The organism is Campylobacter concisus (assembly GCF_003048835.2).
GTDB classification, from domain to species: Bacteria; Campylobacterota; Campylobacteria; order Campylobacterales; family Campylobacteraceae; genus Campylobacter_A; species Campylobacter_A concisus_D.
In genome coordinates, this window is record NZ_CP060705.1 from 664315 (window position 1) to 689555 (window position 25241).

Here is a 25241-nt window from a genome sequence, read left to right on the forward strand (position 1 = left end):
TTATAAATTTAGCCCTCGATAAAGAGTGCGATCTCGTCGCTTAATAAGAAATTTGGGTTGTAAAATTTGCCCTCTTTAAAGAGCAGCTTTTCATTTTCTACAAGTAAATTTGCCCTTTTTTTCTGAGCTTCATTTAAGCGCCCAGCCTCCACGCCTACGATGCTTCTAAGCCCTAAAAATATATGCTCTCTTGCTAGCTCGCTTGGGCTTAAAATTTCTCTTTCTCTATGTGTTGGCTGCGTGATATAGGCGTCTATGCTACTTTTGGCGTAGTATCTGGTGGCGTCCTTAAAGCCCACGCTAAAAGCCCCAACGCCAAGGTAGTTTTTGCCCTGCCAGTAGCCAAGATTGTGCTTGCAAATTTCTCCGAAATTTGAAATTTCATACTGCTTAAAGCCAGCCCTCCCGATCTGCTCTATCATAAATTTAGCCAAAGTGTCGCTATCTTTTTTATAGCTTTTTTTGCCAGAAAATGGGGTGTTTTCTTCAAGTGTGAGCGAGTAGGCGCTTAGATGCGTGATAGCAAGGCTTTTTAGATTTTCAGTCTCAGCCAAAAGACGCTTTTTGGTATCAAATTTAGTGTCATAGATGAGGTCTAAATTTATGCTCTTAAAGCCAGCTGCATGGGCATTTTCAACTGCTTTAAAAATTTGCTCCCTGCTGTGGATGCGCCCTAGAAATTTAAGCTTATCTTCAAAAAAGCTTTGAGCGCCAAAGCTTATGCGGTTTGCGCCTAAATTTTTTACATGCTTTAGCCAGGCTAAATTTGCTGAATTTGGATTTGCTTCAAAGGTGATCTCAGTTTTGGGCGTGCAAAGTGGAGCTAAAATGCTAAAAATTTCATCATAAAGCTTAGCATTTACCGCACTTGGTGTGCCGCCGCCAAAAAAAATGGTTGAAATTTCTTTTACATTTTGGCTTTTTAGCTGGAAATTTAGATCAAAGCAAAGCGCTTTAAAATAGGCGCCAACCTTGCTAAATTCGTCGTCGCTTGAGCCAAAGGCGCAGTAAGGACACTTGCTCTGGCAAAATGGCACGTGGATATAAACTTGCAAATTTCTCTCTTTTTTAAATTTTGGCGATTATAAGAAATTTGGCATTTAGCGCAGTTTAAAAGTAGCTTTTTTGCCTTATTAGCTCGCTTGGTAAAAAGCCAAAAGTGCCTTTAAAAATTTTTGCAAAATGCGCTGCATTTGTGTAGCCAACGATGCTGGCAGCCTCTTTTATGCTGATATCATTTTGTTTTAAAAGGGCAAATGCCAGCTTTAGCCGCTCTTTTGCTAAAAGCTGATAGATCGTATCTTTGAAAAAGAGTTTAAAATTTTTCTTAAGCCAAAAGTCATTAGTGCCGCAAAGATGGGCTAGCTCTTTGATGCTTGGGGGATTTTGCATGCGAGTAAGTAAGATTTTCTTAGCCTTTAAAAGCACTTTTTCTTCGTCACTGCTAAAATAAATTTTCTCATCTTTTAAAGCTTTACTCTTATAGATAAGCTCTAAAATTTTTGACTCTATAAAGATCTCTCTCATCGTGCCATCATATAAATTTGTCGTCTCAAGCTCGTTTAAAACGCAAATTTGAGCCTTATCTTTTTTGTATTTTATAAGATCAAATTTCTCTTCAAGCCTAAGCTCACTAAAAATTTCAAGCTTATTTGCATAGTTTTCTTCAAAAAGCAAGGTTTTGGTTTTATAAAATTTATTTTGATATTCAAAAACGCCTTTTAAGCTGTCATTTGCCAGTCCTATGCAAAACTCATCCCTGCTTAAAAGATACTCTTTTTTATCAAGCTTGAAGCAAAGATTATCTTTTGCTTCGTTAAACATCAAAAATAGATATTTTCTATCTCCCTGGCTCTCTCTTTTTATGATATCGTTGCATAAAATCTCGCTTTTTAGGTAGCTGATGCCATTAGCTTGTTTAAAAAAATCTACATTTATCCGCTTGTTGCTTTGTGAGATTTTACTTATGCCATATCTTTTATCTAAATTTATCATTTTATCCCTTGAGCGTTAAATTTAATCCCTCTAGCGTTATGTCTGATATTGATAACGATTATTTTATTTTAGTAAAATGTGATTTAAATTTTAATAAGGAGTTTTTTTGTGAGAAGTCTATTAAAAATTTCTATTTGTGCGGCAGTTTTTATAAATTTACCGCTTTTTGCAAATGAAGATAAAGTTCTGCCAGAGGTTAAAGTAGTGAGCGCAACTGGTTTTGAACAAAACATAAAAGACGCCCCTGCAACGCTTAGCGTCATCACTCAAGATGCGTTAGAAAAGAGAAATCACAAGGACGTTGAGAGCATGGTAAAAGACGTGCCAAGCCTTTTTGGAACGACTCCCGAAGCGGCAAATAGACGAGGAATTTCTATACGCGGATTCTCTCCAAGATTTACTAAAATTTTAGTAAATGGCATGCCAGTACCAGGAGATAACGCTTATAAGGGGCTAAGAAGCGTTGGAGGCTCATATAGTTTCATCCCGCCAGCAAGTGCGATAAGCCGTATCGAAGTGATACGCGGTCCTATGAGCTCGCTTTATGGCAGTGACGCACTGGGCGGTGTGATAAACATCATAACAGATGAGTTTAGTAATGAATTTAGTGCAAATCTTGGCTCAAGCTATAAATTTGCTAGAAATAAAAATATAAGCGGCGAGTTTTACAACAGCCTCTATCTGCACTCTGGGCTAATAGACGATCTTTTAAGCATCTCAGTTTATGGCAAAAATTTAAACAAGTCAGAGGATAAAATCTCATACGCAAACAGAGAGCAAAAAGATAGAAATTTTGGCACGAAGCTCTTTTTTAGACCAAATGAAAATAACGACATCACGCTTGAGCTTGCAAGAAGCGATGTGAAATATAAAAGAACTAAAGGCAAAACACTATCAACTGGTACTAACTCGGTTGCTAGCGAGAGAATAAAGGGCGATGTGATAAATTTAAGCCACGAAGCAAGGCTTGATAATATCTTGCTTCAAAGCTACCTGTCTTATGGCAAGATAAAAGAGATAGCACAACAAAATTTGACGCTAAAAACACTAAATTTCGACACAAAAGGCTCATATTTTACTGATAACAACGCCTTTACTTTAGGGTTAAACGCCAAAAAAGAAAAACTTGACGAAAAGGCTACCACAGCAGATGCGGCAAATGTAAAAAGATATGACATTTCGCTTTACGGCGAAGATGATTATCACCTTACAAAAGACTTTATATTAAGCACTGGCATTCGCTATAACTACGACGAGAACTACGGTTCGCACGTTTCACCAAGAATTTATGGTATCTATAACTTAAATGACTTTTTTGCCCTAAAAGGCGGAGTTAGCACAGGATACGCGACGCCTGACATCAAACAACGCACGCAAGATCTTGCATTGCCATTTGCTGGAGGACGTGGAGCTCAGCTTGGTAGAAGCAGCCTTAAGCCAGAGACAAGCGTGAGCTATGAATTTGGCGGCGTTTATAATGACAATGAAGGCTTTGAAGCATCGCTAACTGGCTTTTACACAAGTTTTAAAGATATGTTAAGCTATAGCCCTATCTGCTCAAGAGGCAGTGTTTGCAGACATAAAGGCAAAATTTATCCAAATGGTATTTGGGAGAGTGTAAATATCGGCAAAGCTGAAATTTACGGAGTTGAACTAACAAATGAGTGGCAAGTCACAAACGCTCTTAGGCTAAATCAAAGCTATGTCTATACAAAATCAAAACAAAAAGATGGAGCGGAGATCGGCAAAAGCTTAAACAACTATCCGCTTCATACATTTAAATTTGGAGCAAACTACGAGCTAAACAGATGGCTAAATTTCTGGTCACAGATAAATTATTATGGTAGGACTAAAAACTCATTTAGCTATGCTGATGATATGAGACCTTACGTGATCGCTGATCTTGGCATAAACTACAACGTAACTAAAAATTTCAGTCTAAATTTGAGCGTTTATAACCTCTTTAATGAGTATTTTACGACAAGATCTGGCAGATACGACATCTTGATAGCTGACGGACAAAAGATCGAGCTTGGTTTTAATCTAAAGTTTTAAAATGATAAAAATTTTGAAAAAATTTCATCTTATATTGGCTTTTATCTTTGCCTTGCCGCTTCTTGTGCTTGGCATTAGCGGGGCGATCATCTCGTATCACGATGAGATAATCGATATCTTTAGTAAAGATGAGGTCGTGGCTGGCAAAAAGCCTTTAGAGATAGATGAAATTTTAAAAATTTTTAGCAAGAGCGAGCCAAATTTTAATCTTAGCTATCTAAAGATAAAATCAGAGGCAAACAAGGCTTACGTCATAAGCGGAACTAACGAAAATGGCGAGTTTGAGTCGTTTTTCATAGATCCTTATACTGGAGAAATTTCAGGCAAAAATAGTGCAGAGAAATTTATAGGGCTGGTTTTAAATTTGCATAAAAACTTAGCCCTTTCGCTTTTTAAAAATGAAAATTTGAGTAAATTTGCAAGCGAGCTAGTAGCACTTTCTACGCTTGCGTTGCTTTTTATCTTGATAAGCGGCGCGGCGATATATTTTTGGAGGTTTAGAAGCAGGCTAGGGGATGCTTTTAAGCTAAATTTAAAAGCAAAAAAATTTGCGTTTTTGTATTCGCTACACGGCTTTTTGGGTATCTATCTTGGCGTTATTTTAAGCGTGATTTGCATTAGTGGGCTTTACTTTTCTTATGAGAGCTTTGCTAAGGTTATAAATCAAATTTGTGGCGAAGAAAAGGTCTTTAAAAAGCCAAATTTTACAAACAAAAATGGCTTTAGCTTAAGCGACGAGCAAAAGGTGGAAAACCTTAAAAAAGCTTATGAAATTTTCATCTCTAAATTTGGAGACGAGTTTGAGGCTTTAAATTTTATAGCAAATAGCGGCGGTGTCAAATTTATGCTCTTTTACCTGCCAAAAGGTGCTAGTGAGAGTGATGGCGTTAGGCTTTTAGTCGATACAAAAGGCGAGCAAATTTCAAAAAATGCCATGCCAAAGTCATTTGAAATTTATAAATTTATGCTTGATTTGCACGCTGGATATATCTTTGGTGAGCTTGGTAAATTTATATTTTGTCTAGCATCATGCGGTGTGGTTTTACTGCTTTTTAGTGGAGGTGCGATTTATTACAAACGGCGCAAAAACTAACTTCATTTATCTATCTCTTAACTCTTTTTCGTTATCATCTCAAATAAATTTTTTGGAAAAGACATGCAAAAAAAATATAGACCAAATGTAGCAGCTGTCATTTTGTCTAGTGCTTACCCTTTTAAATGCGAAATTTTCGTCGCCAAAAGGGTAGATATGGACGATATCTGGCAGTTTCCTCAAGGTGGCATAGACGAAGGCGAAAGCCCAAAGCAGGCACTAAAAAGGGAGCTCAAAGAGGAGATCGGAACTGATAAATTTGACTTCTTAGAGGAGTATCCTGATTGGCTTAGCTACGACTTTCCGACAAATGCGTCAAAGAAATTTTACCCATTTGATGGGCAGACGCAAAAGTATTTTTTGGTTAGGCTAAAAAATGGTGCGAGCATAAATTTAAAGACCGAGCATCCAGAGTTTAGCGAGTATAAATTTGTAGATATCAACAAGGCTTTAGAGGGGATAAATCACTTCAAAAAGCCTATTTATGACAAAGTTTTGAGTTATTTTAAAGAGAAAGGATATTTTTGATGTTAATCGTTCAAAAATTTGGCGGAACTAGCGTAGGCACGCTTGAGCGCATCGAAGCTGTGGCAAACAGGGTCATAGAGACTAAAAACAGCGGCGCTGACGTGGTTGTAGTAGTTTCTGCGATGAGTGGAGTTACAAATCAATTGGTCGAATATAGTGAGTATTTCTCAAAGCACCCAGACGGCGTTGCTACTGATATGCTTTTAAGCTCTGGAGAGCAAGTAACAACCGCACTTTTGACGATTGCGCTTAATGCAAAAGGCTATGCGTGCGTAGGTCTAACTGGTGCAATGGCTGGGATAATGACTGATGATGTGCATACAAAGGCTAGGATAGAAAAGATAGACACCACTAGGCTAAAAGCTGAGCTAAAAGCTGGTAGGATCGTCGTCGTAGCAGGCTTTCAAGGCATAGACGACAAAGGTGATATCACCACACTTGGTAGAGGCGGAAGCGACCTTAGTGCGGTTGCATTAGCAGGTGCGCTTGAAGCTGATCTGTGTGAAATTTTTACCGACGTTGATGGCGTTTATACGACTGATCCAAGGATAGAGAAAAAGGCAAAAAAGCTAGAAAAGATAAGCTATGACGAGATGCTTGAGCTTGCCTCTGCTGGGGCGAAAGTGCTTCAAAATCGCTCAGTCGAGCTAGCAAAAAAACTAAATGTCAAACTAATCACAAGAAGCAGTTTTAACCACAACGAAGGTACATTAATAGCAAAGGAAGATAATATGGAAGCGGTTTTAGTAAGCGGTATAGCACTAGATAAAAATCAAGCAAGAGTAACTTTAAGAGGCGTAGTCGATAAGCCTGGCATCGCAGCTGAAATTTTCACAGCTCTAGCTCATCAAAATATAAATGTAGATATGATCATCCAAAACGTAGGACACGATGGCACGACAAATTTAGGCTTTACAGTGCCACAAAACGAGCTTGACCTAGCAAAAGAGACCATGCAAAAGCTCTCAGCTGCAAAACATGTCGAGTATGACGATGCGATCGTGAAAGTCTCAGTTATTGGCGTAGGCATGAAGAGTCACAGCGGCGTAGCATGTCTAGCATTTGAGACGCTTGCAAAAGAGGGGATAAATATCCAGATGATCTCAACAAGCGAGATAAAAATTTCAATGATCGTCGATCAAAAATATGGCGAGCTCGCAGTTCGCGTGCTTCACGATGCGTATAAGTTAGATAAATAATGCAAGATTTTATCCAATGGACGCTTGAGACTATAAGAAGCGAAAGATATATGAGCTGGATGGAGGAGAAGCGCGTCGAATGGACGCCTTTGCTCGCATCTAGGCTTAAATTTTTGCTTGAAAGCAAGGCTTTTATAGTCATCTGCGATGATGAGAGAGAGTGGTTTGAAAACTACCTTTTAAGAAATATCAACCGCACAAAAAGCGAGCGTCCGTTTTTGCCATTTTTTAGCCTAAGATCGCTCTATCCAGCCTTTGACAGCATCGAGACAAACGAGCAAAAGCAGCTTTTAAAAGATATGCTAAGTCTTGCTTTTCCAAATGGCTACATATTTTTTTACATCGGCAAGAGCATAGATAAGCGCGCAAATTTAGCCAAGACTGACGAAAACAGCTATATGTGGCTCTTTGACGAGCAGGCGCAAAACAGCTTCACGCTAAGCTCGAGCGATGAAAACTTAGATATCAAACTTCTAAATTTATATAAACTTTTTGACAAGAGCATAGACGCCGTGCTCTTTGCAAAGGTGATGCTCTAAATGCTTAATAAAATCGTCATAACAAGCGATTTTGAAAATTTAAAAGCCAAGCTTGAAGCCGAGTTTGGCGTAAATAATCTAAGATTTTTTATAAGCGATGATTTTTTGCTTGAAAATTCAAAAGAGGTCATCGCCGAAGCCTACATCGCCGAAAAAGATGAGAAAATTTTAGTCATAGAGGCGAAGTCTTTTCGCACCGAGGCTCAAAACGCACTTTTAAAGATCATCGAAGAGCCCCCAAGAAACATCAAATTTATAATAGTAACGCAGAGTAAAAATTTACTTCTACCAACGATAAGATCGAGGATGCTCATAGAAAACAAGCTCACCAAAAAGCCAAAAATGAGTGTGGAGCTAAATTTAAAATCGCTCAGCCTAAAAGAGCTAACAAGCTTTATCGACCAAAAGATAGCAGAGGAGCAGGCGCAAAAATTTGGCAAAAACGAGCTAAAAGAGCTTGTCGGAGCCATCGTGACAAAGGCGGTTGATAGTGGGTATAAATTTAGCGGCGAGGAGATGGAGTATTTTTTCTCACTCATCAAGCTTGCTGATCTAAACGCCAAGTCTCACGCCGTTTTGACGCCACTCTTGCTTACTATCTTTGAGAAAGGACGACGTTGAAATTTTATAAGATAAATAACAAAAGCGACTTTGATCAAATTTGTAAGGCCGTCTCGCCAAGTCCGGCTGGTGCGAAGCTAATGCACGAAAAGAGCGAGATAATTTTTATCTTTATCGACGAGATAAAGACCCCAGCGGCAAATATCCTAAAGCAAGACGCCCTAAGTGTCGGCGCCGAGCTGGTGACGCATAATGATACGATCTTGGGGTGTGAGAGTCTAAATAAAGCCTTGCTAATGGCGACAAACGCGCAACTTAGGCAGTTAGCTAAAAAAGAGAAGCTACAAGACTTTGGACTTAAAAAGCTTGCAGGTTTTTTAGAAACTAAATTTACAAAGCCCGCAAAGCCTCTTATAATGGGCGTGGCAAATATAAATAGTGATAGTTTTAACGAGCAAAGCCGCATAAATACGCAAAATGGCATAGCAAAAATAGAAGCCATGATCGAAGCAGGCGCAGACTACATCGACCTTGGCGGTGTTAGCTCAAGGCCAGGGAGCGAGTATTGCGGCCGCGAGGAGGAGTTTAGACGTATAAAAGATATCGTGGAGGAAATTTACAAGCTAAATTTACATGAAAAGGCAAAATTTAGCCTTGATAGCTTTGATCCTTATTGCTTAGAATTTGCGCTAAACCACGGCTTTAAGATGATAAATGACATCACGGCAAATGCAAATTTAGCCCCGCTTGCTGCAAGATACGATGCGCAGTTTTGCATGATGCACATGCAAGGTGATCCTGCTACCATGCAGATCGCGCCAAAGTATAATGACTTAATTGGCGAAATTTCAGACTTTTTTGAGCAAAAGATTGCCCTTGCAAGGGAGCTTGGTGCTAAAAAGATAGTGCTTGACGTTGGCATCGGCTTTGGCAAGACGGCTGAGCAAAATTTACTGCTTATTAAGCATTTGGAGCATTTTTTGAAATTTGGCTGCCCATTGCTAATTGGTGCTAGCCGCAAATCAGTCATAAATTTTTATAGCCCGAGTGAGATAAAAGACCGCTTGCCAGGCTCGCTTTATCTACATCTAAAAGCCTTCGAAAACGGCGCACAGATCATAAGAACGCACGATGTGACCGAGCACAAGCAGCTTTTTGATATGCACGAGGCGATGAACCAAGCCACGCTTTGGTAGGGCGCTTGGCTAAAAAGAGGCTAGATGAAAAATTTACTTCCACCGCCTTGGATCAAATTTCCAAGTATAGATCCATTTTCCATCGGCTGGAGGATGGGCGCTGGCGAGGATTATAAGTTTAAATTTAATGGCTGGCTAAAAACGCTAAGCCAAGATGAGCGTAGCGAGTATCAGCAGCTCTTTGCCGAGCCTGCGACGTGGCGTGGATACTGGGACGAGAGACTAGGCTCTGATGAGAGCACGCTTTTTACTTATAATGATTTCATATTAGACCTTTGGGAGCGTGAGCCTAGATATGATCTAAAGTGGCTTAAAAAGCGCTATAACGCAGGTAAGTCGGATAAATTTCTCTTATTTTGGGGTCATCAAAAGAGCGCAAATTTAAGTGCAAGCTGCCTTAGTCAGTGGTACGGCTCTAGTTTTTGTGAAGATGAAACTAAATACATTTGCGCCGAGCAATATATGATGGCTAAAAAGGCTCAGTGTTTTGGCGATGACGAGGCTTTAGAGCAAATTTTATCCGCCAAAGATCCAACGCAGATGAAGGCGCTTGGTAGGCAGGTGCGAGGCTTTAACGATAAGGTTTGGGACGAGATAAAATTTAGCGTCGTGCTAAATGCGAGCTATTTAAAATTTAGCCAAAATGCCAAGCTGCGAGAGTTTTTGCTCTCAACAAAGGATAAAATTTTGGTTGAGGCAAGCCCTGTTGATAAAATTTGGGGTATAGGTTTGGCCGCAAGCGATGAAAATGCGCACAATCCTACGAAGTGGCGAGGGCAAAATTTGCTTGGCTTTGCGCTGATGAGAGCGAGGGACGAGATAGCAAAGGTCTATAAAAATGTCCATTTGTGCGATGAAAATGAGCTAAATTTGGATCATTTATAAAGTATGTTTAAGATAAAATGCGGTGTAAATTTGGAGCAAAAATGACAAAACAAGAGTACGAACGAGCGGTAAATACGCTAAATGCGTGGGCAAAGGCCTACTACGACGAGGACGAGCCACTTGCAAGCGACGAGGAGTATGACGCACTATATCACGCAGTTTTAGCCTTCGAGCAGGCAAATCCAAGTGAAATTTCGCTATTTTCGCCGACTAAGCGAGTGGGCGGAGGCGTAAAAGAGGGCTTTAGCAAGGCAAGCCACATAAAGCGCATGTGGAGCATGGAGGATATCTTTAGCCTTGGCGAGCTTGATGCGTGGCTAAAGCGTGGCGAGAAAGAAAATTTGACCTTTGTTGCAGAGCCAAAATTTGACGGAGCGAGTCTAAATTTACTCTACGAAAATGGCGTTTTAGTTAGGGCGATAACCAGAGGCGACGGCGTTACAGGCGAGGACGTGACGCAAAATGCAAGGACGATAAATTCTGTTTTAAAAAGCATTAGCTATAAAGGGCTCATTGAAATAAGGGGCGAAGTCGTTATAAAAAAAGATGACTTTGAGCTACTAAACGCAGAGCGCGCAAAAGAGGGCGAGGCGCCGCTTTCAAACCCTAGAAACGCAGCCGCAGGAAGCCTTAGACAGCTTGATAGTGCAGTCACTGCAAAAAGAAAGCTACTTTTTATACCTTGGGGCGTTGGCGAGCAGAGCCTTGGGCTAAAAGATCACAGCGAAGTGATGAAATTTGTGCGTGATCTTGGATTTGAGAGAGATGAATTTTTCAAAATTTTAAAAAAAGATGAGCTTGAGGCTGCGTATAACGAGCTCTTGGCAAATCGCGACGCAAAAAGTGTGATGATGGATGGCATGGTGATACGTGTAAATGACCTTGCGCGCTGTGAGCAGCTAGGATATACGGTCAAATTTCCAAAATTTATGGTGGCGTTTAAATTTCCAGCCATTGAAAAGGTCACAAGGCTAAGAGACGTGGCACTTCAGGTCGGTAGAAGTGGCGTAGTAACGCCTGTTGGCGTGCTTGATGAGGTAAATATAGATGGTGCTAATGTAAAATCCGCTACCCTTCATAACTTTGATGAGATCGAGCGCCTTGGCGTTATGAAAAACGACTACATCGGCATCATCCGCTCAGGAGATGTGATACCAAAGATCACAAAGGTTTTTAAAGATAGGCGAGATGGTAGCGAGCAAGCGATTGAGAGGCCTAAATTTTGTCCAGTTTGCGGTTCGCACCTGCTTGATGAAGGGGTCTTTGTAAAGTGCCAAAATTTAAGCTGCAGGGCAAGAGTGGTGGGCTCAATAATTCACTACGCATCGAAAAAGTGCCTAAACATAGACGGTCTTGGCGATGCGATCGTAAATTTGCTATTTGACAAGGGGCTGATCGCTTGCATAAAAGATATCTACAGCCTTAAATTTGATGATCTCATGGCGCTTGAGGGCTTTAAAGAGAAAAAGGTAAATAACCTTTTAAATGCGATCGAAGCTAGCAAAGGTGCGGAGCTATCGCGCTTTATCACAGGCCTTGGCTGCGAGCACATCGGCGAAGTGGCGGCAAAGAAGCTTGCAAGTAGCTTTGGACTAGGCTGGCTTGATGCTAGTTTTGAGGAGCTTGTCTCACTTGAGGGCTTTGGCGCGGAGATGGCAAATAGTTTAACCGACTTTGCTGAGGTAAATAGGGACGAAATTTTAGCTTTAAGCCAGATCGTGCAGCCAAGCGTGACGCAGGTGCAGAGCATCTCAAACGCGCTAAGTGGCAAGACGGTCGTTATAACTGGCACGCTAAGTCGCCCAAGAGATGAGATAAAGGCGGAGCTTGAGAGCTTTGGCGCAAAGGTTTCTGGCTCAGTTTCTAAAAAAACGGACTTCGTCCTAGCTGGCGAGGAGGCTGGCAGTAAGCTAGAAAAAGCAAATGAACTAGGCGTGCTGGTGATCGATGAGAGCGAATATGAGAGGCTAAAACTTGAGGTTTGATAACTACGTCGCAAGCGTTTTAAACATAAGTAGAAACAAGGCGAGTGAGCTTATAAAATCTGGCAAGGTGCTTTTAAACGGCGAAATTTGCACCAAGGTTTCAAGTGAGGTTAGCGAGGCTAAAATTTCACTACTTGATGAAATTTACGTTGGACGAGGTGCTTTGAAGCTAAAGAGCTTTTTAGAGGCGATGAAATTTGATCTAGCTGGCAAAAACGCACTTGATATCGGCAGCTCAACTGGCGGTTTTATGCAAATTTTGCTTGAGCGTGGCGTAAAGGGCGTGACTGGCGTCGATGTGGGTACTGATCAGCTAGATGCCAGTCTAAGAAGCGACGAGCGAGTAAAAATTTATGAAAAAACTGACGTCAGGGGGTTTGCCAAAACGCACAAAAATGAATTTAACCTCATAACCTGCGACGTGAGCTTTATCTCTTTGGCTGAAATTTTGCCAGCCATTTGTGAGCTTTCAGGCGAGAATTCGCTCATCATCACGCTTTTTAAACCGCAGTTTGAAGTGGGCGTTGGCGTAAAACGCAACAAAAAAGGCGTTGTCACCGACGCTAAGGCTGTAAATTTAGCGATGAAGCGCTTTGAAGTGCTAGCAAGTAGCTTGAAATTTGAACTGATAGCTTGCAAAGAGTGCGAGGTCAAGGGAAAGGAAGGAAATGCCGAATTTTTCTACGCTTTTAACAAAAGATAACATCACTGCCGTTGCGATCGGGCACTTTGACGGCGTGCACAGGGGACACAAGCAGCTTCTAAAGCAGCTAGGCGAGTTTGGTGGACTTGTCGTGATCGACAAAAACAAGGCAAACATAACGCCAAAGCTAAAGCGAGCCGAGTACTCAAACTATCCTTGCTTTTTGTATGATTTTGAGAGTATAAAAGGGCTTAGCGGCGAGGAATTTATCGCACTTTTGAAGAGGGATTTTAAAAATTTAAAAAAGATCGTTGTTGGGTTTGATTTTAGATTTGGCAGAAACAGAGCGTGGGACAAGCACGATTTGAAGAGGATTTTTGATGGCGAGATGGTCGTTGTTGATGAGGTTTGTTATGACGGCATGGGCGTGCATAGCTCATCAATCAGAGAGCTGATACGCCAAGGCAACATCGATGAGGCAAACAGGCTAATAGGCAGGGAGTACTCGATCGAGGGCGACGTGATAAAAGGGCAGGGCATCGGCGCAAAAGAGCTGGTTGCTACGCTAAATTTAGATATAAAAAGCTATCTTTTGCCGCGCGAGGGCGTTTATGCGACAAGAACTAGAATGGGCTCATACACCTATGGCTCGGTCACTTTTATAGGCAACAGGCTTAGCACGGATGGAAATTTTAGCGTCGAGACGCACATCTTAGACGAGGTCGCGCCAAAAGTGACAAAGCACGTCGCCGTTTGCTTCATAAAACGTTTGCGTGATAATAAAAAATTTAATAATCTTAGCGAGCTAAAAGAGCAGATAAAACGCGATATAAACGAGGCTAGGCAGTGCGTGGGCGTGTGCGATCTCTTTTTTGGAGAGACGATGAGATACTTTGACGGATATGGAGCTGGTATATGAGAGATGAAATTTTTAAAGAGCCTATAAGTAAGCAGTTTGAATTTGATGACTTTGTGGCGAGCGTTTTTGACGATATGATCTCGCGCTCGGTGCCATTTTACGACGTGAGCTCAAATTTAAATGCAAAGCTGCTTGCTAAAATTTTGCCAAAATCAGCAAAAGTGTGCGACCTTGGCTGTTCTACGGCAAATAGCCTGCTTTTGCTAAACAACCTTAGAAACGACCTCGTGCTAAGCGGCGTGGATAACTCTGAGGCGATGCTTGCAAATGCAAAAAACAAGGCAAAAGCTTATGGGGCTGATATTGAATTTATCTTAGACGACATCTTAGAGTGCGAGCTAGAGGGCTTTGATGCTGTTTTGGCAAACTACACTTTGCAGTTTATCAGACCGCCAAAAAGGGCTGATCTGGTGCAAAAAATTTATAACGGACTAAATGAAAATGGAGTTTTTTTATTTAGTGAAAAGATCATCTTTGAAGATAAAAAGCTTACTAAAAGCGTCATAGAAATTTACGAGGACTACAAGCAAGCTCAAGGCTACTCACGCTATGAGATCGCCCAAAAAAGAGAGGCACTTGAAAATGTGCTGGTGCCATACACCGAAGAAGAAAATAGAAACTTAGCCCTAAATGCTGGCTTTAAACGTGTCGAGAGCATGTTTAAATGGGGAAATTTTATGAGCTTTTTGGCGTTTAAGTAAAATTCTCTTTTAAAAAAGCTATTTTTATAGTGCGTGTTTTATAAAACTAAAGCCCCAAATTCTAATATAAATATGGCTTACATAATGAAAATTTAAAATTAAAGACTAAAAAAGCAGCTTTTGATCTACTAAGTAATCGCCTGAAGCTTATCAAATCAATCAAAACAAATATAAAAATAAGTGATATCTTTGGGTTTATAAAACTAGAAATTTAAATTTAATAATAAAGAAATTTAGCGGGAGTTACCCGCTAAATTTACTCATTTATCGCTGCATTTCCATGGTGGTGGAAGTCATCGTAGATGATCTTAGAAGTTTGGAATTTCTCGCGTTTTAGCTCGCGAACTCGTAAAAATTCCTCTTCATCGATCTTTTTGATCTGGATAGCTGCTTTAAATGTCGGAGTCTTACTGATGTAGTCCCAGCCGCTGCTTGTTAGCTCGTTGCAAGAGCTCTCCCAGTAGTGGAAGGTCATCTGGATGATGCCATCAGGCACGATGTCAGTCACTTCAGCTTTTACGACGATGTAGCCGTATCTACTCCAAGCTTTGATGAAGTCGCCTTGTTTTAGCCCGTATCTCTCTGCAAGCGCTGGGCTCATCTCAGCGATAGGTCCGATGCTATCTCCGCCCTCTTCGATGGCACGTGAGCGTCTTGTCATGGTGCCAACTGTGTATTGATAGACTTTTCTTGTAGTTAAAAGCTGTATCGGATACTCAGCGTCAGTCTTCTCATCGACTGAACCAGCCATGATAGGATACTCTGGTGACATATTCATCTTCTTAGCAAACTCAAGTTTTGCGCTCTCGATCTCATCAGCCTTATCCACAAATAGGCATGGCACGAAGCGGCCTTTACCATCAGGTGTAAAGAATTTCTTATCAAGATAGAGGCTCTGACCGCCCATATCATCTTCAGTTGGGCATGGCCAGTGAAGTCCGTGATATTTTTTAAGTCTATAATAGCTCATGCCGCCGTAGCGTCTAGGGTCGCATTTTCTAACTTCTTCCCAAATTTCTTCTGGTGAGTTAAAATTAAAACCCTCAGTTGCGCCCAAACGGCGTGCGATCTCGCAAACGATCCACCAGTCTTGTCTAGCATCTCCTGGAGGTGTTATGACTGCTTCGTTGTGCTGGACACGGCGCTCTGCGTTTGTGTAAAGACCCTCTTTTTCACTACTTGCCACGCCAGGCAGAACGACGTCAGCTTTTAGCGATGTCTCAGTTAAAAATAGGTCTTGAACCACGTAGAAATCGACATTTGCAATGCCTTTTAAGAAGTGGTTTGTATTTGGCTCAGAGATAACTGGGTTTTCGCCGATGGTCCAGAAGAAATGCACTCTGCCATCAAGGATCGCATCAGGCACTTCAGTCTTGTGGATGCCTATCTTTGAGTTTAAAAATCCAGGTTCTAGGTGCCACATTTTCTCAAACCAAGCTCTTTGCTCAGAGTCGGTGACTGAGCCAAGATTTGGAAAGATATTTGGCAAAACGCCCATATCGCAGCAGCCTTGAACGTTCTCTTGACCTCTAAGTGGCAAGTCGCCTGTGCCAAGCTCGCAGATATTACCAGTGATCAAGAATAAATTTGATACGTCGCAAACTCCGCCAACGCCGTGGTTGAAGTGAGTTACGCCCATGCCGTGAGTGATGACGGCTGGTTTTGTGGTGGCATACATTCTAGCAGCTGCTCTGATATCCTCTGGATTTAGCCTTGTGTATTTAGCTACAACCTCTGGGGCATAGTCTTTTACAGCTTCTTTAACGTACTCGATGCCTATTGTGTGATCTCTTACAAATTCCTCATTTACAAGGCCTTCTTCGATGATAGTGTAAAGAAGTGCGTTGATAACTGGGATGTTGTGCTCAGGCTCTAGCTGCAAGTGGATGTCTGCTCTACTTGCAAACTCAGTCTTGATAGGGTCGATAACGATCAGTTTTGCACCGCGGTTTAGCGCTCTTTGGATGTGCATAGCTGCGATTGGGTGACCATTTTCTGGGTTTGAGCCTATCATTAATATACAGTTACTATAAGTGCCAATCTCTGTAAAGCTATTTGTGGCAGCTCCGTTTCCGATTGTTTTAGCAAGTCCTGCTACTGTCGGAGCGTGTCAAATTCTAGCGCAGTGATCGACGTTGTTTGTGCCAATTACAGCGCGCATTAGCTTTTGAGCGACGTAGTTGTCTTCAAGCGTACAGCGTGCTGAGAAATTTCCTGCTAATGAGTCAGGGCCGTATTTTTCTTTTGCCTCTTTCATCTTTTCTACGACAAGATCAAGCGCCTCGTCCCAGCTAGCTTCTTCAAATTCACCATCCTTTGAAAAGACTCCGTTTTTCTTTCTAATAAGCGGCTTTGTAAGTCTGTCCGGACTTGCAACGTAGTCCCAGCCATAAAAGCCCTTTAAACATAAATTTCCTTGATTGACTGGATTGTCTTCGACGCCAGTAGCGGCACGAACGACGTTGTTTTCCACGTGCAAGGTTACTTGACAGCCTGTCCCGCAATAAGGACAGATGACTTTGCCTTCTTTCATCACTTTCTCCTTCTAATTATGCAGTTTCTGCATATTTATTTTGAGTAATATTACTAGCGTAAAACTTAATCTTTTATGAAAAATTCTTTATTTAAAAAATAAATTTTAATTTTAAGTTATATTTTATATAAAATTTAAAAAGCCGAATATATAGGAATTTAAAAAATATGCTAAATTTGCAGAAATTTCTAAAATTTATCAAATAAGAAATAAATTGTGTAAATTTGACACAGAAGCTGAAAGATGAAAAATTAAATTTAAATTTAGTTTGTGGCAAGATGTTTAAACTATAAAAATAAAAGAGAAATTTTGAAAGTAAAAAGTGAAATTTAAAGGGAGAGCAGATCGCTCTCCGTGAGATTATTTATCTCTTAAGCCAAGCTCAGAGATTAGTTTTGAATATGTAGTATAGTCTTTATTTTTAAGATACTTTAAAAGTCTTTTTCTTTGACCAACTAGTTTCAAAAGACCTAAGCGTGATGAAAAGTCTTTTTTGAAAATTTTAAGGTGTTCTGTAAGTTCAGTTATTCTAGCTGTTAAAAGAGCTATTTGAACTTCTGGAGAGCCTGTATCTCCCTCTTTTCTAGCGAATTTCGCAACTATTTGAGCTTTTTTAGCCGAATCCAAAGCCATGATGACCTCCTGATTGGTGAATTTTGGAAGAGCGATTATAGCATTTAAAACATAAAATTAGATAAAACGGCGCTTTTTAAAAATTAATGAAAAATGCAGTAAAAATTTTATAAAATAAGGGCTATTTAAAGAGTTAAGGAAGATAAATGCTTTTTACAAAGGCAAGCGAATACGCTCTACTTTCGCTTATTTTAATATCTCAAAAATCATCGCCAGTTGATGTCGATACGATCTCAAATGAGCTTAAAATTTCAAAAAGCTTTCTGGCAAAAATTTTACAAAATTTAGCAAAAGATGGAGTTTTAAAGTCATTTAAAGGGGCAAATGGCGGTTTTGCACTAAACGGCGAACCTGAAAATTTAAGTATAAAAAAGATAATAGAATGTGCTGAAAAACGCGAACTAAGCGTCTTTGAGTGCTCATCTTCAGCGCTTGGCTGCCCGTCAAATAAAGCCTCAAGCTGTCAAATTTGGTCGATGTTTAGTGGCCTTCAAGGCAAGATCGACGAGATGCTTGATGCGATCAAACTAAGTGACATCGTTAAGAAGTAAAGTTGGCAAAGCAAAAAAATAATATTTTGACTCTTGTCGCACCATTTCTTGCGCCAATTGTCAAATTTAAAAGTCTTAGCATCGTTGGCATCATCGTTGCCATCCTTGCTATCATCATCGTGCCGCTTCCAAGCGCGGTCCTTGACTTTTTCTTGGCACTTTCGATCTCGATTTCAGTGCTTATTATTTTGATCTCGATCTACGTGCCAAAACCAACTGACCTTAGTACGTTTCCGACGCTTATTCTCATCATCACGCTTTTTCGTCTCTCGTTAAACATAGCAACCACGCGTATGATATTAAGCGAAGGTCATAACGGCCCAGAAGCGGTCAGTGAGATCATCTCAAGCTTTGGAAATTTTGTCGTTGGTGGCAACTTCGTCATCGGCACCATCGTCTTTTGTATCTTGGTACTCATAAATTTCATGGTCGTAACAAAGGGTTCAACCCGTGTGAGCGAGGTGCAAGCTCGTTTTACACTTGATGCTATGCCTGGTAAGCAAATGGCGATAGATGCGGACCTAAACGCAGGTCTAATAGACGAAAAAACAGCGCGCGAAAGACGTCAAGCCATCATCGGCGAGGCAAATTTCTACGGCGCGATGGATGGTTCGTCTAAATTTATAAAAGGTGACGCCGTAGCCGGCATCATCATCACTATCATTAACATCATCGGCGGCTTTGCTATTGGCTCGTTTCAACACGGCCTTGATATGGCGACATCGGCCCAGTACTATACGATCTTAACTATCGGTGATGGCCTAGTTAGCCAGATACCTGGACTTATCACTTCAACAGCGACTGCTATCATCATCACAAGGGCTAGCAAAGATGACGAGGACTTTGCAGAAGGCACGCTAAATCAGCTATTAGGGGATTATAAAACCTTGCTAATAGTTGGCTTCATACTATTTATGTTTGCCCTTGTTCCAGGACTTCCGACGCTTTCGCTTGGCTTTATAGCACTGCTATTTTTGGGGCTTGGCTACATTGTCAAGCAGACCAAAGATGGCGGGCTAAATTTAAACCTTGCGCCAAAAGAAAAAGCAGCTGGCAAAAAAGCTGGCGGTGCTGCGCCAAGTGCGGCTGGAGCTGGCGGAGCAAGTGCAGGTGCTGCTAAAACTCCAAAAAAGAGCGACGAAGAGATCGCAAGAGAAGAAGAGACAAAGATAAATGACATCTTAAAGCTTGAAATTTTAGAGCTTGACCTAGGATATGGACTACTAAAGCTAGCTGATGTTGATCTAATCGAGAGAATTCGCGCTATGAGGCGAAATATCGCTTCAAGTCTTGGCTTTTTGATGCCAAAGATAAGGATCCGCGACAACCTTCAGCTACCGCCAAACGAGTACCGCTTCAAGCTAAAAGGTATCATCATCGGTCAGGGTGAAATTTATGCGGATAAATTTCTAGCGATGGATAGTGGGCTTGTTAGTGAGGATATCGAGGGGATACCGACAAAAGAGCCAGCTTTTGGGCTAGACGCTCTTTGGATCGATGCTAGCGTCAAAGAGGACGCCATACTTAGCGGCTACACGATAGTTGACCCTGCAAGCGTCATCTCAACGCATATGAGTGAGCTCATCAAGCAAAACGCAGCCGAGCTTCTAACTCGCCAAGAGACGCAAAATTTACTAGACAAACTAAAGATCGACTACCCAGTCGTGGTCGAGGATACGCTAAGGATCGCACCTATAAATTTGATCCAAAAGGTCTTAAAAACGCTGCTTAAAGACAATATCCCGATCAAAGACCTACTTAGCATACTTGAAGCCATCAGCGACATCGCCGAGGTTAGTAAAAATTTAGATATGATCATCGAGCACGTACGTGCAGCGCTTTCACGCGTCATCACCTCGCTTTATGTAGATGAAAAGGGACAGCTAAATTTCTACATCCTAGACACCGCCGCACAGCAAAAGCTCATGGACGCGGTGCAGTATAAAGACGGCGCATATCACTTGATGATAAACGTAGCGCAGACATCATCTATCGTGCAAGCACTTAGGCGTGAAAAAGAGAAGCGACCGATGAGCCAACACGGAGAAATGGTGCTTTGCGTGGAGCCAAGCTTGCGCAAATTTATAGCAAATATCTGCGCAAATTTCGCCATCGACATGGTGGTGCTAAGCTTTGCTGAGATCTCGGCAAATACGCCATTTGAAACAGTTGGCGTCATAGAAATAGAAAATTTATAAAGGAAAAAGATGAAAATTTATCACCTCTCGCACACCGATCTTGACGGATACGGCGCGCAATACATAACAAATTTTTACTTCAAAGATGTGAAATTTCTAAACTCAAACTACGGCAGAGAGATAGATGATAAATTTGCTCAAATTCTATCTGAGATAGATGCCTCAAATGATGATAAAAACGTTATCTTGATCACCGATATAAATTTAACTCCGGCTCAGTGCGAGAGCTTTACTGAGATGATAGAAGGTAAAAATATCAAGCTATTTTTGCTAGATCATCACCAAAGTGGTGCCGAGTGCGCGAGCACTTACTCATGGTATTTTTTAGATAGTTCAAGGTGCGCTACAAAGATCACTTATGACTTTTTTGCAGGCATTTTTGGCAAAAACAAAGAGCTTGAAATTTTTAGTGACGTCGTAAATGCCGTGGATATCTGGCTAAAAGATGATAAAAATTTCGAGATGGGCAAGGTCTGCTTGGGGCTTGTGGCAAACGCTAAAGAGATAAATAAGGTGATGTTTGAAGCCGAAAACAACCTTTATATGGATCACATCTTAAAAGAAGCGAGCAAATTTTTTAACGAGAAAAACGACTACATAGGCCTTGATATGCAGGTGCATGCTATTAAGAAGTCATTTTTCAAAGAGGATAAAGACGATACACTAAGCAACCTGATCTCAAACTACGTCGTAAAAAAACTTAGTGAAAATAAAGAGAAATTTAGCATAAGCTATAAAGATCATAAAGGAATTTTAACCTACAATGTCGGCAATGTTTCGGTCATCGGCAACGACTTTTTGGTGGCAAATCCTGAATTTGACTTCTTTATCGACGTGACAAATAAAAAAACACTAAGCTTTCGCGCAAATGGCAAGCTAGATGTTAGCGCCATGGCTAAGCACCTAGTTGGCGGCGGCGGACACGTCAATGCAAGCGGTGGCTTGTTTGCAAATTTCAAAGATGGCTTTAGCTATGAGCCGATCAAGGCGCAGATAGTTGATCTAATAACTAAAAAAACACAGGAGGAGATATGAAAGAAGAAGAGGTAAGCGTAGAGGAGCTTAGCTACGAGCTTAGCATGGTGCTTGAGGCGATGTTTTACTATGCTGGAGTGAAAAAAGATAAGCTTGAAGAGGCGGCAAATCTCTATGTTGAGTGCATCGACGATGCGTTAGAAAACTCTGACGCTAGCGGTAGCGACGAGGTCATAGAGATAGTTGAATATATGAAAAAACACCATCCAAAGTTATTTAAATAAGGAGAAAATATGAAGAAAATTTTAGTTTTAGCGGCGGCACTTTTTGCGCTAAATGCTATGGCAAATGAAAATTTAGACAAGGCAAATGAGCTTTATGCAAAGAAAAATTTTAACGAGGCCTATCTTGCTTTTAATAAAGCATGCGGAGAGGGTGAGAAAAAAGCTTGCACAATGAATGCGATCATGCTATTTAACGGCGATGGCGTGGCAAAAGATAAAGCTCAGGCTGAGAAAATTTTTACAAAAATGTGCGACGAAAATGAGGGCATGGCGTGCGAAAAGCTAGGCGAAATGACAGCTTATGGCCTTATAAAAGACAAAGATGATAATGAAGCAAAAAGCGAAGAGAAGGCAAAAGCTTTGTTTAAAAAAGCTTGCGACAACGGCTATAAACCAGCTTGCGACTTTGTAACAAAATAGATCAAAAAGGGCTTAAAATGGGCTACAAACATAAAGATTTGATAGGAACTAGAGAGCTTAGCAAGGAAGAAATTTTATATTTTCTAGAGGCGGCGAAAGAGTTTAAGGAGCTAAATTTAAGCCAAGTGAAAAAAAATGACTACCTTCGTGGAAAAACCACGATCAACGCATTTTATGAAAACTCGACAAGAACTAGAACTTCTTTTGAGATCGCAGCAAAGAGGCTTGGGGCTGATACGATAAATTTCAGCTCATCAAGCTCTAGCGTGACAAAGGGTGAGAGCCTAAATGACACGATGAATAACATGGCTGCTATGAGAACTGATATCATCGTGCTTCGTCACCCAAGCTCTGGGGCGGCGAAATTTGCAGCTGATAGGACAGAGGCTAGCGTCGTAAATGCAGGAGATGGTACAAATGAGCACCCAAGCCAAGCTCTGCTTGATCTTTTCACGCTAAGAGAGCATGGTAAAATTTTGGATAAAAACCTAAACGTGGCGATCATCGGCGACATCGCCAGAAGCCGCGTGGCAAGGTCTGACATCTGGGCGATGAAGAAATTTGGCATAAATTTAAAGCTCTTTGCGCCAAAGATGATGATGCCAAAAGATGCTGAGGTCTTTGAGTCTCAAATTTGCAAAAATATGGAAGAAGCTTGCGAGGGTAGTGACGTCATCATCATGCTTCGCATCCAGCTAGAGCGTGGCGGTGCGGACGTGGCATTTCCAAGCTCGAGGGAGTACTCGAAATTTTTTGGACTAAATAAAAATAGGATAAAGCTAGCAAAGCCTGATGCGATCGTGCTGCACCCAGGACCGATAAATAGGGGTGTGGAGCTAAACTCAGATGTGGCTGATGGCACACACTCAGTGGTGCTTAACCAAGTTGAAAACGGCGTTGCGATAAGAATGGCGATATTAAATACGCTTGCAAAAAATAGGGGCTAACGATGAAAATAGCAATAATTAACGGCACTATCGTAAATAGCGACGAGAAATTTAAGGCAAATATCCTAATAGAAAACGGCAAAATAGCCAAAATCGGAAGTAAGAAATTTGAGGCTGATAAGGTCATAGACGCCACAAACAAGCTAGTCATGCCAGGACTTATCGACATGCACGTGCATTTTCGCGATCCTGGTCAAGAGTACAAAGACGACATCATCTCAGGCTCGCAGGCCGCCGTGGCTGGAGGAGTGACCACCTGCCTTTGCATGGCGAACACAAATCCAGTAAATGACAATGCCTCGATCACAAGGGCGATGATAGAAAAGGCCAGAAACTGCGGACTGATCGATCTTTTACCAATTGCAGCCATTAGCAAAGGACTTGGTGGCAATGAGATCGTCGAGATGGGCGATCTTATAGAGGCTGGCGCAGTTGCATTTAGCGACGACGGCTTGCCAGTTACAAGCTCAAGCGTGATGAGAGCGGCACTTGAGTACTCAAGCATGTTTGGTAGCTTTTGCATAAGCCACTCAGAGGACTGCTCGCTTTGCAGGCAGGGCGTCATGCACGAGGGCAAGGTCTCGGCCATACTTGGACTTCGCGGCATGGCGAGAGAGAAAGAGGAGATCGCAGTGAGCCGTGATATGCTACTTGCAAAGCTCACTAAAGCGCACATCCACATCGCTCACGTAAGCTCAGAGTACTCGCTAAAGATCATCGAAATGGGTAAAAAAGAGGGCATAAACATCACTTGCGAGGCCACACCACACCACTTTAGCTTTAGCGATGATGAAATTTTGAAAAATGCCTACGATACAAATTTCAAAATGTCACCGCCACTTCGCGAGATAAGCGATGTAAAAGCGGTAAGAGAGGCGCTAAAAAGCGGACTTATAGATGTTATCGCTACCGATCATGCCCCGCACCACACGGACGAAAAGATAGTGGAATTTGACAAGGCGCCATTTGGTATCATCGGACTTCAAACCCTTGTGCCACTCACTCTTAAGCTCGTAAATGAGGGCGTTATAAGCTTAGAGCGCATGGTGGAGCTAACATCTACAAATGCGGCTAAGATGCTAAATTTAAAAGATAAAGGCAGACTTGCTGAGGGCATGCTAGCTGACGTCGCGGTGATAGACCCTGAGATCGAGTACGTTTATGACGAGAAGATAAACCGCTCAAAATCAGTAAATTCTCCACTCTTTGGCAAAAAGCTAAAAGGCGCAGCGACTACTACTATAAAAAGTGGCAAGATCGTTTATGAGTTTGGAAAATAATCTAAATTTGCTCGTGCGTGCGGGTGAATTTGTTTAGATGCTTTGAAATATAAAATTTGCTAGAAATTTCTAGCAAATTTTACTTTTTTATGAGTTATATTTTTTAACGATACCGCGAACGACTTTTTCTATAAAAAGCGCAGAGGCTACTTCGCAGTGCTCTCTAGTAGAGTGCGGTGAGTAGATGTTTGGTCCTATTGAACATGCACTAAGACCTGCTTTTTTTTCTAAAAGCACTCCACATTCAAGTCCAGCATGCACAGCTGTTATCCTAGCTTCTGGCTTATAAATTTTAAGCTCTTCTAAGATATCGTTTGCAAATTTATCATTTATAGGTTTCCAAGCTGGGTTTCTGTCTTTTGAAATAACATGAAAGCCAACTGCTTTTGCAAGCTCAGAAATTTCAAATTCCATCCTATTTAGGCCATCTTTACTCATAGATCTTGCAAAAAACTCTCCAAGTTTATATATAAGAAATGTAAAAAGAATACACAGTAAAGAAGTGATATAAAATATGATAGTGACATTAAATTTGTTAAATTTAGGCTACTAGAACTATCATTTATAGATATTTTGGTAGCTAAGTAAGATAAGCGGAGCAAAACCCTATATAAATAGGTAGGATGAAATTTATATGTCGGCCTTTTTGGCTACAAGCTTTATAAAATGTCTAAATTTCAAGCCAAAAATACTAAATTTTGGCTCTCTTTTCTCTTACTTTTTTGATCTTATTTTTAACTACATGAAATTTTGAAGCTGCAGCCGAGCATAGATCCTTGTAGGTAACTAAAATTTTTGACTCTTTTTTAGTGCAAATGGCTGCAAAAACGCTCTCAAGGTCGATTCTCTCTTTTTGTGTTAAATTTTCCATCTATTTTCCTAGCAATTTTCTCATCTTATTGACAACAAATAATATTTCATCATCGTCAAGCTCACATAGCAGTTTGCAAACGGCAGCAGCAGCTTGCGGCTTTGAGTTACCAAGTCTCCAGTCCTGATATGTCCTCATCGGCACGCCAAGATCTTCTGCCATTTTTGCTTGTGAAATTTTCTTACCGATATTTTTTGCCTCAACAGCATTGTGAAGCAAATTAAATATATCACTTGTTTCAATCATTGAA

At 41.1% G+C, this 25241-nt stretch carries 26 protein-coding genes; 19 read left to right on the plus strand and 7 right to left on the minus strand.

What is annotated here, in order from left to right; translation table 11 throughout:
• Positions 1–8: 8 nt before the first annotated feature.
• Both hemW and CVT08_RS03265 read right to left on the minus strand, forming a co-directional pair.
• Entirely contained in the window at positions 9–1055 is a 1047-nt protein-coding gene (gene hemW / locus CVT08_RS03260) for a radical SAM family heme chaperone HemW (RefSeq protein WP_107856446.1), read from the minus strand.
• A 55-nt stretch (positions 1056–1110) separates the two neighbouring features.
• Positions 1111–1995 (minus strand): helix-turn-helix domain-containing protein, encoded by an 885-nt coding sequence (locus CVT08_RS03265; RefSeq protein WP_107856447.1) that lies wholly within the window; start codon positions 1993–1995, stop codon positions 1111–1113.
• Between the two features lie 108 nt (positions 1996–2103).
• Here CVT08_RS03265 and CVT08_RS03270 point away from each other — a divergent pair, with 108 nt between their 5' ends.
• The 12 genes from CVT08_RS03270 (at position 2104) to cmoA (ending at position 14299) form a co-directional block, all read left to right on the plus strand.
• On the plus strand, positions 2104–4050 hold the full coding sequence (locus CVT08_RS03270) for a TonB-dependent receptor domain-containing protein (RefSeq protein WP_107856448.1): 1947 nt from the start codon (positions 2104–2106) through the stop codon (positions 4048–4050).
• Position 4051: 1 nt separating this feature from the next.
• Positions 4052–5143, plus strand: a complete 1092-nt coding sequence (locus CVT08_RS03275) for a PepSY-associated TM helix domain-containing protein (protein WP_107856449.1) — start codon at positions 4052–4054, stop codon at positions 5141–5143.
• Between the two features lie 63 nt (positions 5144–5206).
• The gene (locus tag CVT08_RS03280) at positions 5207–5671 is read left to right on the plus strand and encodes an RNA pyrophosphohydrolase (RefSeq protein WP_107856450.1); all 465 of its coding nucleotides are present in this window, start codon (positions 5207–5209) and stop codon (positions 5669–5671) included.
• Positions 5671–6870 carry an aspartate kinase gene (locus tag CVT08_RS03285; protein WP_021087776.1) on the plus strand — a complete coding sequence of 400 codons (1200 nt, stop codon included), beginning with the start codon at positions 5671–5673 and terminating at the stop codon, positions 6868–6870. Before CVT08_RS03280 ends, CVT08_RS03285 begins: the two co-directional genes overlap by 1 nt.
• On the plus strand, positions 6870–7409 hold the full coding sequence (locus tag CVT08_RS03290) for a HobA family DNA replication regulator (protein WP_107856451.1): 540 nt from the start codon (positions 6870–6872) through the stop codon (positions 7407–7409). The genes CVT08_RS03285 and CVT08_RS03290 overlap by 1 nt, the downstream gene beginning before the upstream one ends.
• A complete protein-coding gene (locus tag CVT08_RS03295; RefSeq protein WP_107856452.1) occupies positions 7410–8030 on the plus strand; it encodes a DNA polymerase III subunit delta' in 621 nt (206 codons plus the stop codon). It abuts the gene before it with no gap.
• Complete coding sequence (gene folP / locus CVT08_RS03300; RefSeq protein ID WP_107856453.1) at positions 8027–9166, plus strand: dihydropteroate synthase; 1140 nt, start codon at positions 8027–8029, stop codon at positions 9164–9166. The genes CVT08_RS03295 and folP overlap by 4 nt, the downstream gene beginning before the upstream one ends.
• A gap of 24 nt (positions 9167–9190) precedes the next feature.
• Positions 9191–10051, plus strand: coding sequence for an NADAR family protein (locus CVT08_RS03305; RefSeq protein ID WP_107856454.1), 861 nt, complete (start codon positions 9191–9193; stop codon positions 10049–10051).
• 41 nt (positions 10052–10092) lie between these two features.
• Positions 10093–12036, plus strand: coding sequence for an NAD-dependent DNA ligase LigA (gene ligA / locus CVT08_RS03310; protein WP_107856455.1), 1944 nt, complete (start codon positions 10093–10095; stop codon positions 12034–12036).
• Positions 12026–12739 carry a 23S rRNA (cytidine-2'-O)-methyltransferase TlyA gene (tlyA, locus tag CVT08_RS03315; protein ID WP_107856456.1) on the plus strand — a complete coding sequence of 238 codons (714 nt, stop codon included), beginning with the start codon at positions 12026–12028 and terminating at the stop codon, positions 12737–12739. Before ligA ends, tlyA begins: the two co-directional genes overlap by 11 nt.
• Positions 12705–13598: a bifunctional riboflavin kinase/FAD synthetase gene (locus tag CVT08_RS03320; protein WP_107856457.1), complete on the plus strand. Its 894-nt coding sequence runs from the start codon at positions 12705–12707 to the stop codon at positions 13596–13598. Before tlyA ends, CVT08_RS03320 begins: the two co-directional genes overlap by 35 nt.
• Positions 13595–14299 (plus strand): carboxy-S-adenosyl-L-methionine synthase CmoA, encoded by a 705-nt coding sequence (cmoA, locus tag CVT08_RS03325; protein ID WP_107856458.1) that lies wholly within the window; start codon positions 13595–13597, stop codon positions 14297–14299. Before CVT08_RS03320 ends, cmoA begins: the two co-directional genes overlap by 4 nt.
• Before the next feature lie 256 nt (positions 14300–14555).
• Here the strand turns inward: cmoA and fdhF are convergent, their stop codons facing one another.
• Both fdhF and rpsO read right to left on the minus strand, forming a co-directional pair.
• The gene (gene fdhF / locus CVT08_RS03330; protein WP_107856459.1) at positions 14556–16832 is read right to left on the minus strand and encodes a formate dehydrogenase subunit alpha; all 2277 of its coding nucleotides are present in this window, start codon (positions 16830–16832) and stop codon (positions 14556–14558) included.
• Positions 16833–17192: 360 nt separating this feature from the next.
• Positions 17193–17465, minus strand: coding sequence for a 30S ribosomal protein S15 (gene rpsO / locus CVT08_RS03335; RefSeq protein WP_004317763.1), 273 nt, complete (start codon positions 17463–17465; stop codon positions 17193–17195).
• 146 nt (positions 17466–17611) lie between these two features.
• Here rpsO and CVT08_RS03340 point away from each other — a divergent pair, with 146 nt between their 5' ends.
• From CVT08_RS03340 to CVT08_RS03370, 7 genes are read left to right on the plus strand one after another with little or no spacing between them, the layout of a single operon-like run.
• Positions 17612–18016: an Rrf2 family transcriptional regulator gene (locus CVT08_RS03340; protein WP_004317794.1), complete on the plus strand. Its 405-nt coding sequence runs from the start codon at positions 17612–17614 to the stop codon at positions 18014–18016.
• A 2-nt stretch (positions 18017–18018) separates the two neighbouring features.
• On the plus strand, positions 18019–20214 hold the full coding sequence (flhA, locus tag CVT08_RS03345) for a flagellar biosynthesis protein FlhA (RefSeq protein ID WP_107857014.1): 2196 nt from the start codon (positions 18019–18021) through the stop codon (positions 20212–20214).
• A 9-nt stretch (positions 20215–20223) separates the two neighbouring features.
• Positions 20224–21249, plus strand: a complete 1026-nt coding sequence (locus tag CVT08_RS03350) for a DHH family phosphoesterase (RefSeq protein ID WP_107857013.1) — start codon at positions 20224–20226, stop codon at positions 21247–21249.
• Entirely contained in the window at positions 21246–21473 is a 228-nt protein-coding gene (locus tag CVT08_RS03355; protein WP_002942640.1) for a hypothetical protein, read from the plus strand. The genes CVT08_RS03350 and CVT08_RS03355 overlap by 4 nt, the downstream gene beginning before the upstream one ends.
• A gap of 9 nt (positions 21474–21482) precedes the next feature.
• Complete coding sequence (locus CVT08_RS03360) at positions 21483–21893, plus strand: tetratricopeptide repeat protein (RefSeq protein ID WP_002942627.1); 411 nt, start codon at positions 21483–21485, stop codon at positions 21891–21893.
• 17 nt (positions 21894–21910) lie between these two features.
• Positions 21911–22840: an aspartate carbamoyltransferase catalytic subunit gene (locus CVT08_RS03365; protein ID WP_107857012.1), complete on the plus strand. Its 930-nt coding sequence runs from the start codon at positions 21911–21913 to the stop codon at positions 22838–22840.
• Positions 22841–22842: 2 nt separating this feature from the next.
• Complete coding sequence (locus CVT08_RS03370) at positions 22843–24120, plus strand: dihydroorotase (RefSeq protein WP_107857011.1); 1278 nt, start codon at positions 22843–22845, stop codon at positions 24118–24120.
• Positions 24121–24207: 87 nt separating this feature from the next.
• Here the strand turns inward: CVT08_RS03370 and CVT08_RS03375 are convergent, their stop codons facing one another.
• The 3 genes from CVT08_RS03375 to CVT08_RS03385 all read right to left on the minus strand — a co-directional run bounded on the left by CVT08_RS03375 (position 24208) and on the right by CVT08_RS03385 (position 25237).
• A complete protein-coding gene (locus tag CVT08_RS03375; protein WP_021092313.1) occupies positions 24208–24558 on the minus strand; it encodes an Aminoacyl-histidine dipeptidase (Peptidase D) in 351 nt (116 codons plus the stop codon).
• A gap of 253 nt (positions 24559–24811) precedes the next feature.
• The gene (locus tag CVT08_RS03380; RefSeq protein WP_103573280.1) at positions 24812–24991 is read right to left on the minus strand and encodes a hypothetical protein; all 180 of its coding nucleotides are present in this window, start codon (positions 24989–24991) and stop codon (positions 24812–24814) included.
• Positions 24992–25237 (minus strand): DNA-binding protein, encoded by a 246-nt coding sequence (locus tag CVT08_RS03385; RefSeq protein WP_009294123.1) that lies wholly within the window; start codon positions 25235–25237, stop codon positions 24992–24994.
• Positions 25238–25241 lie beyond the last annotated feature (4 nt).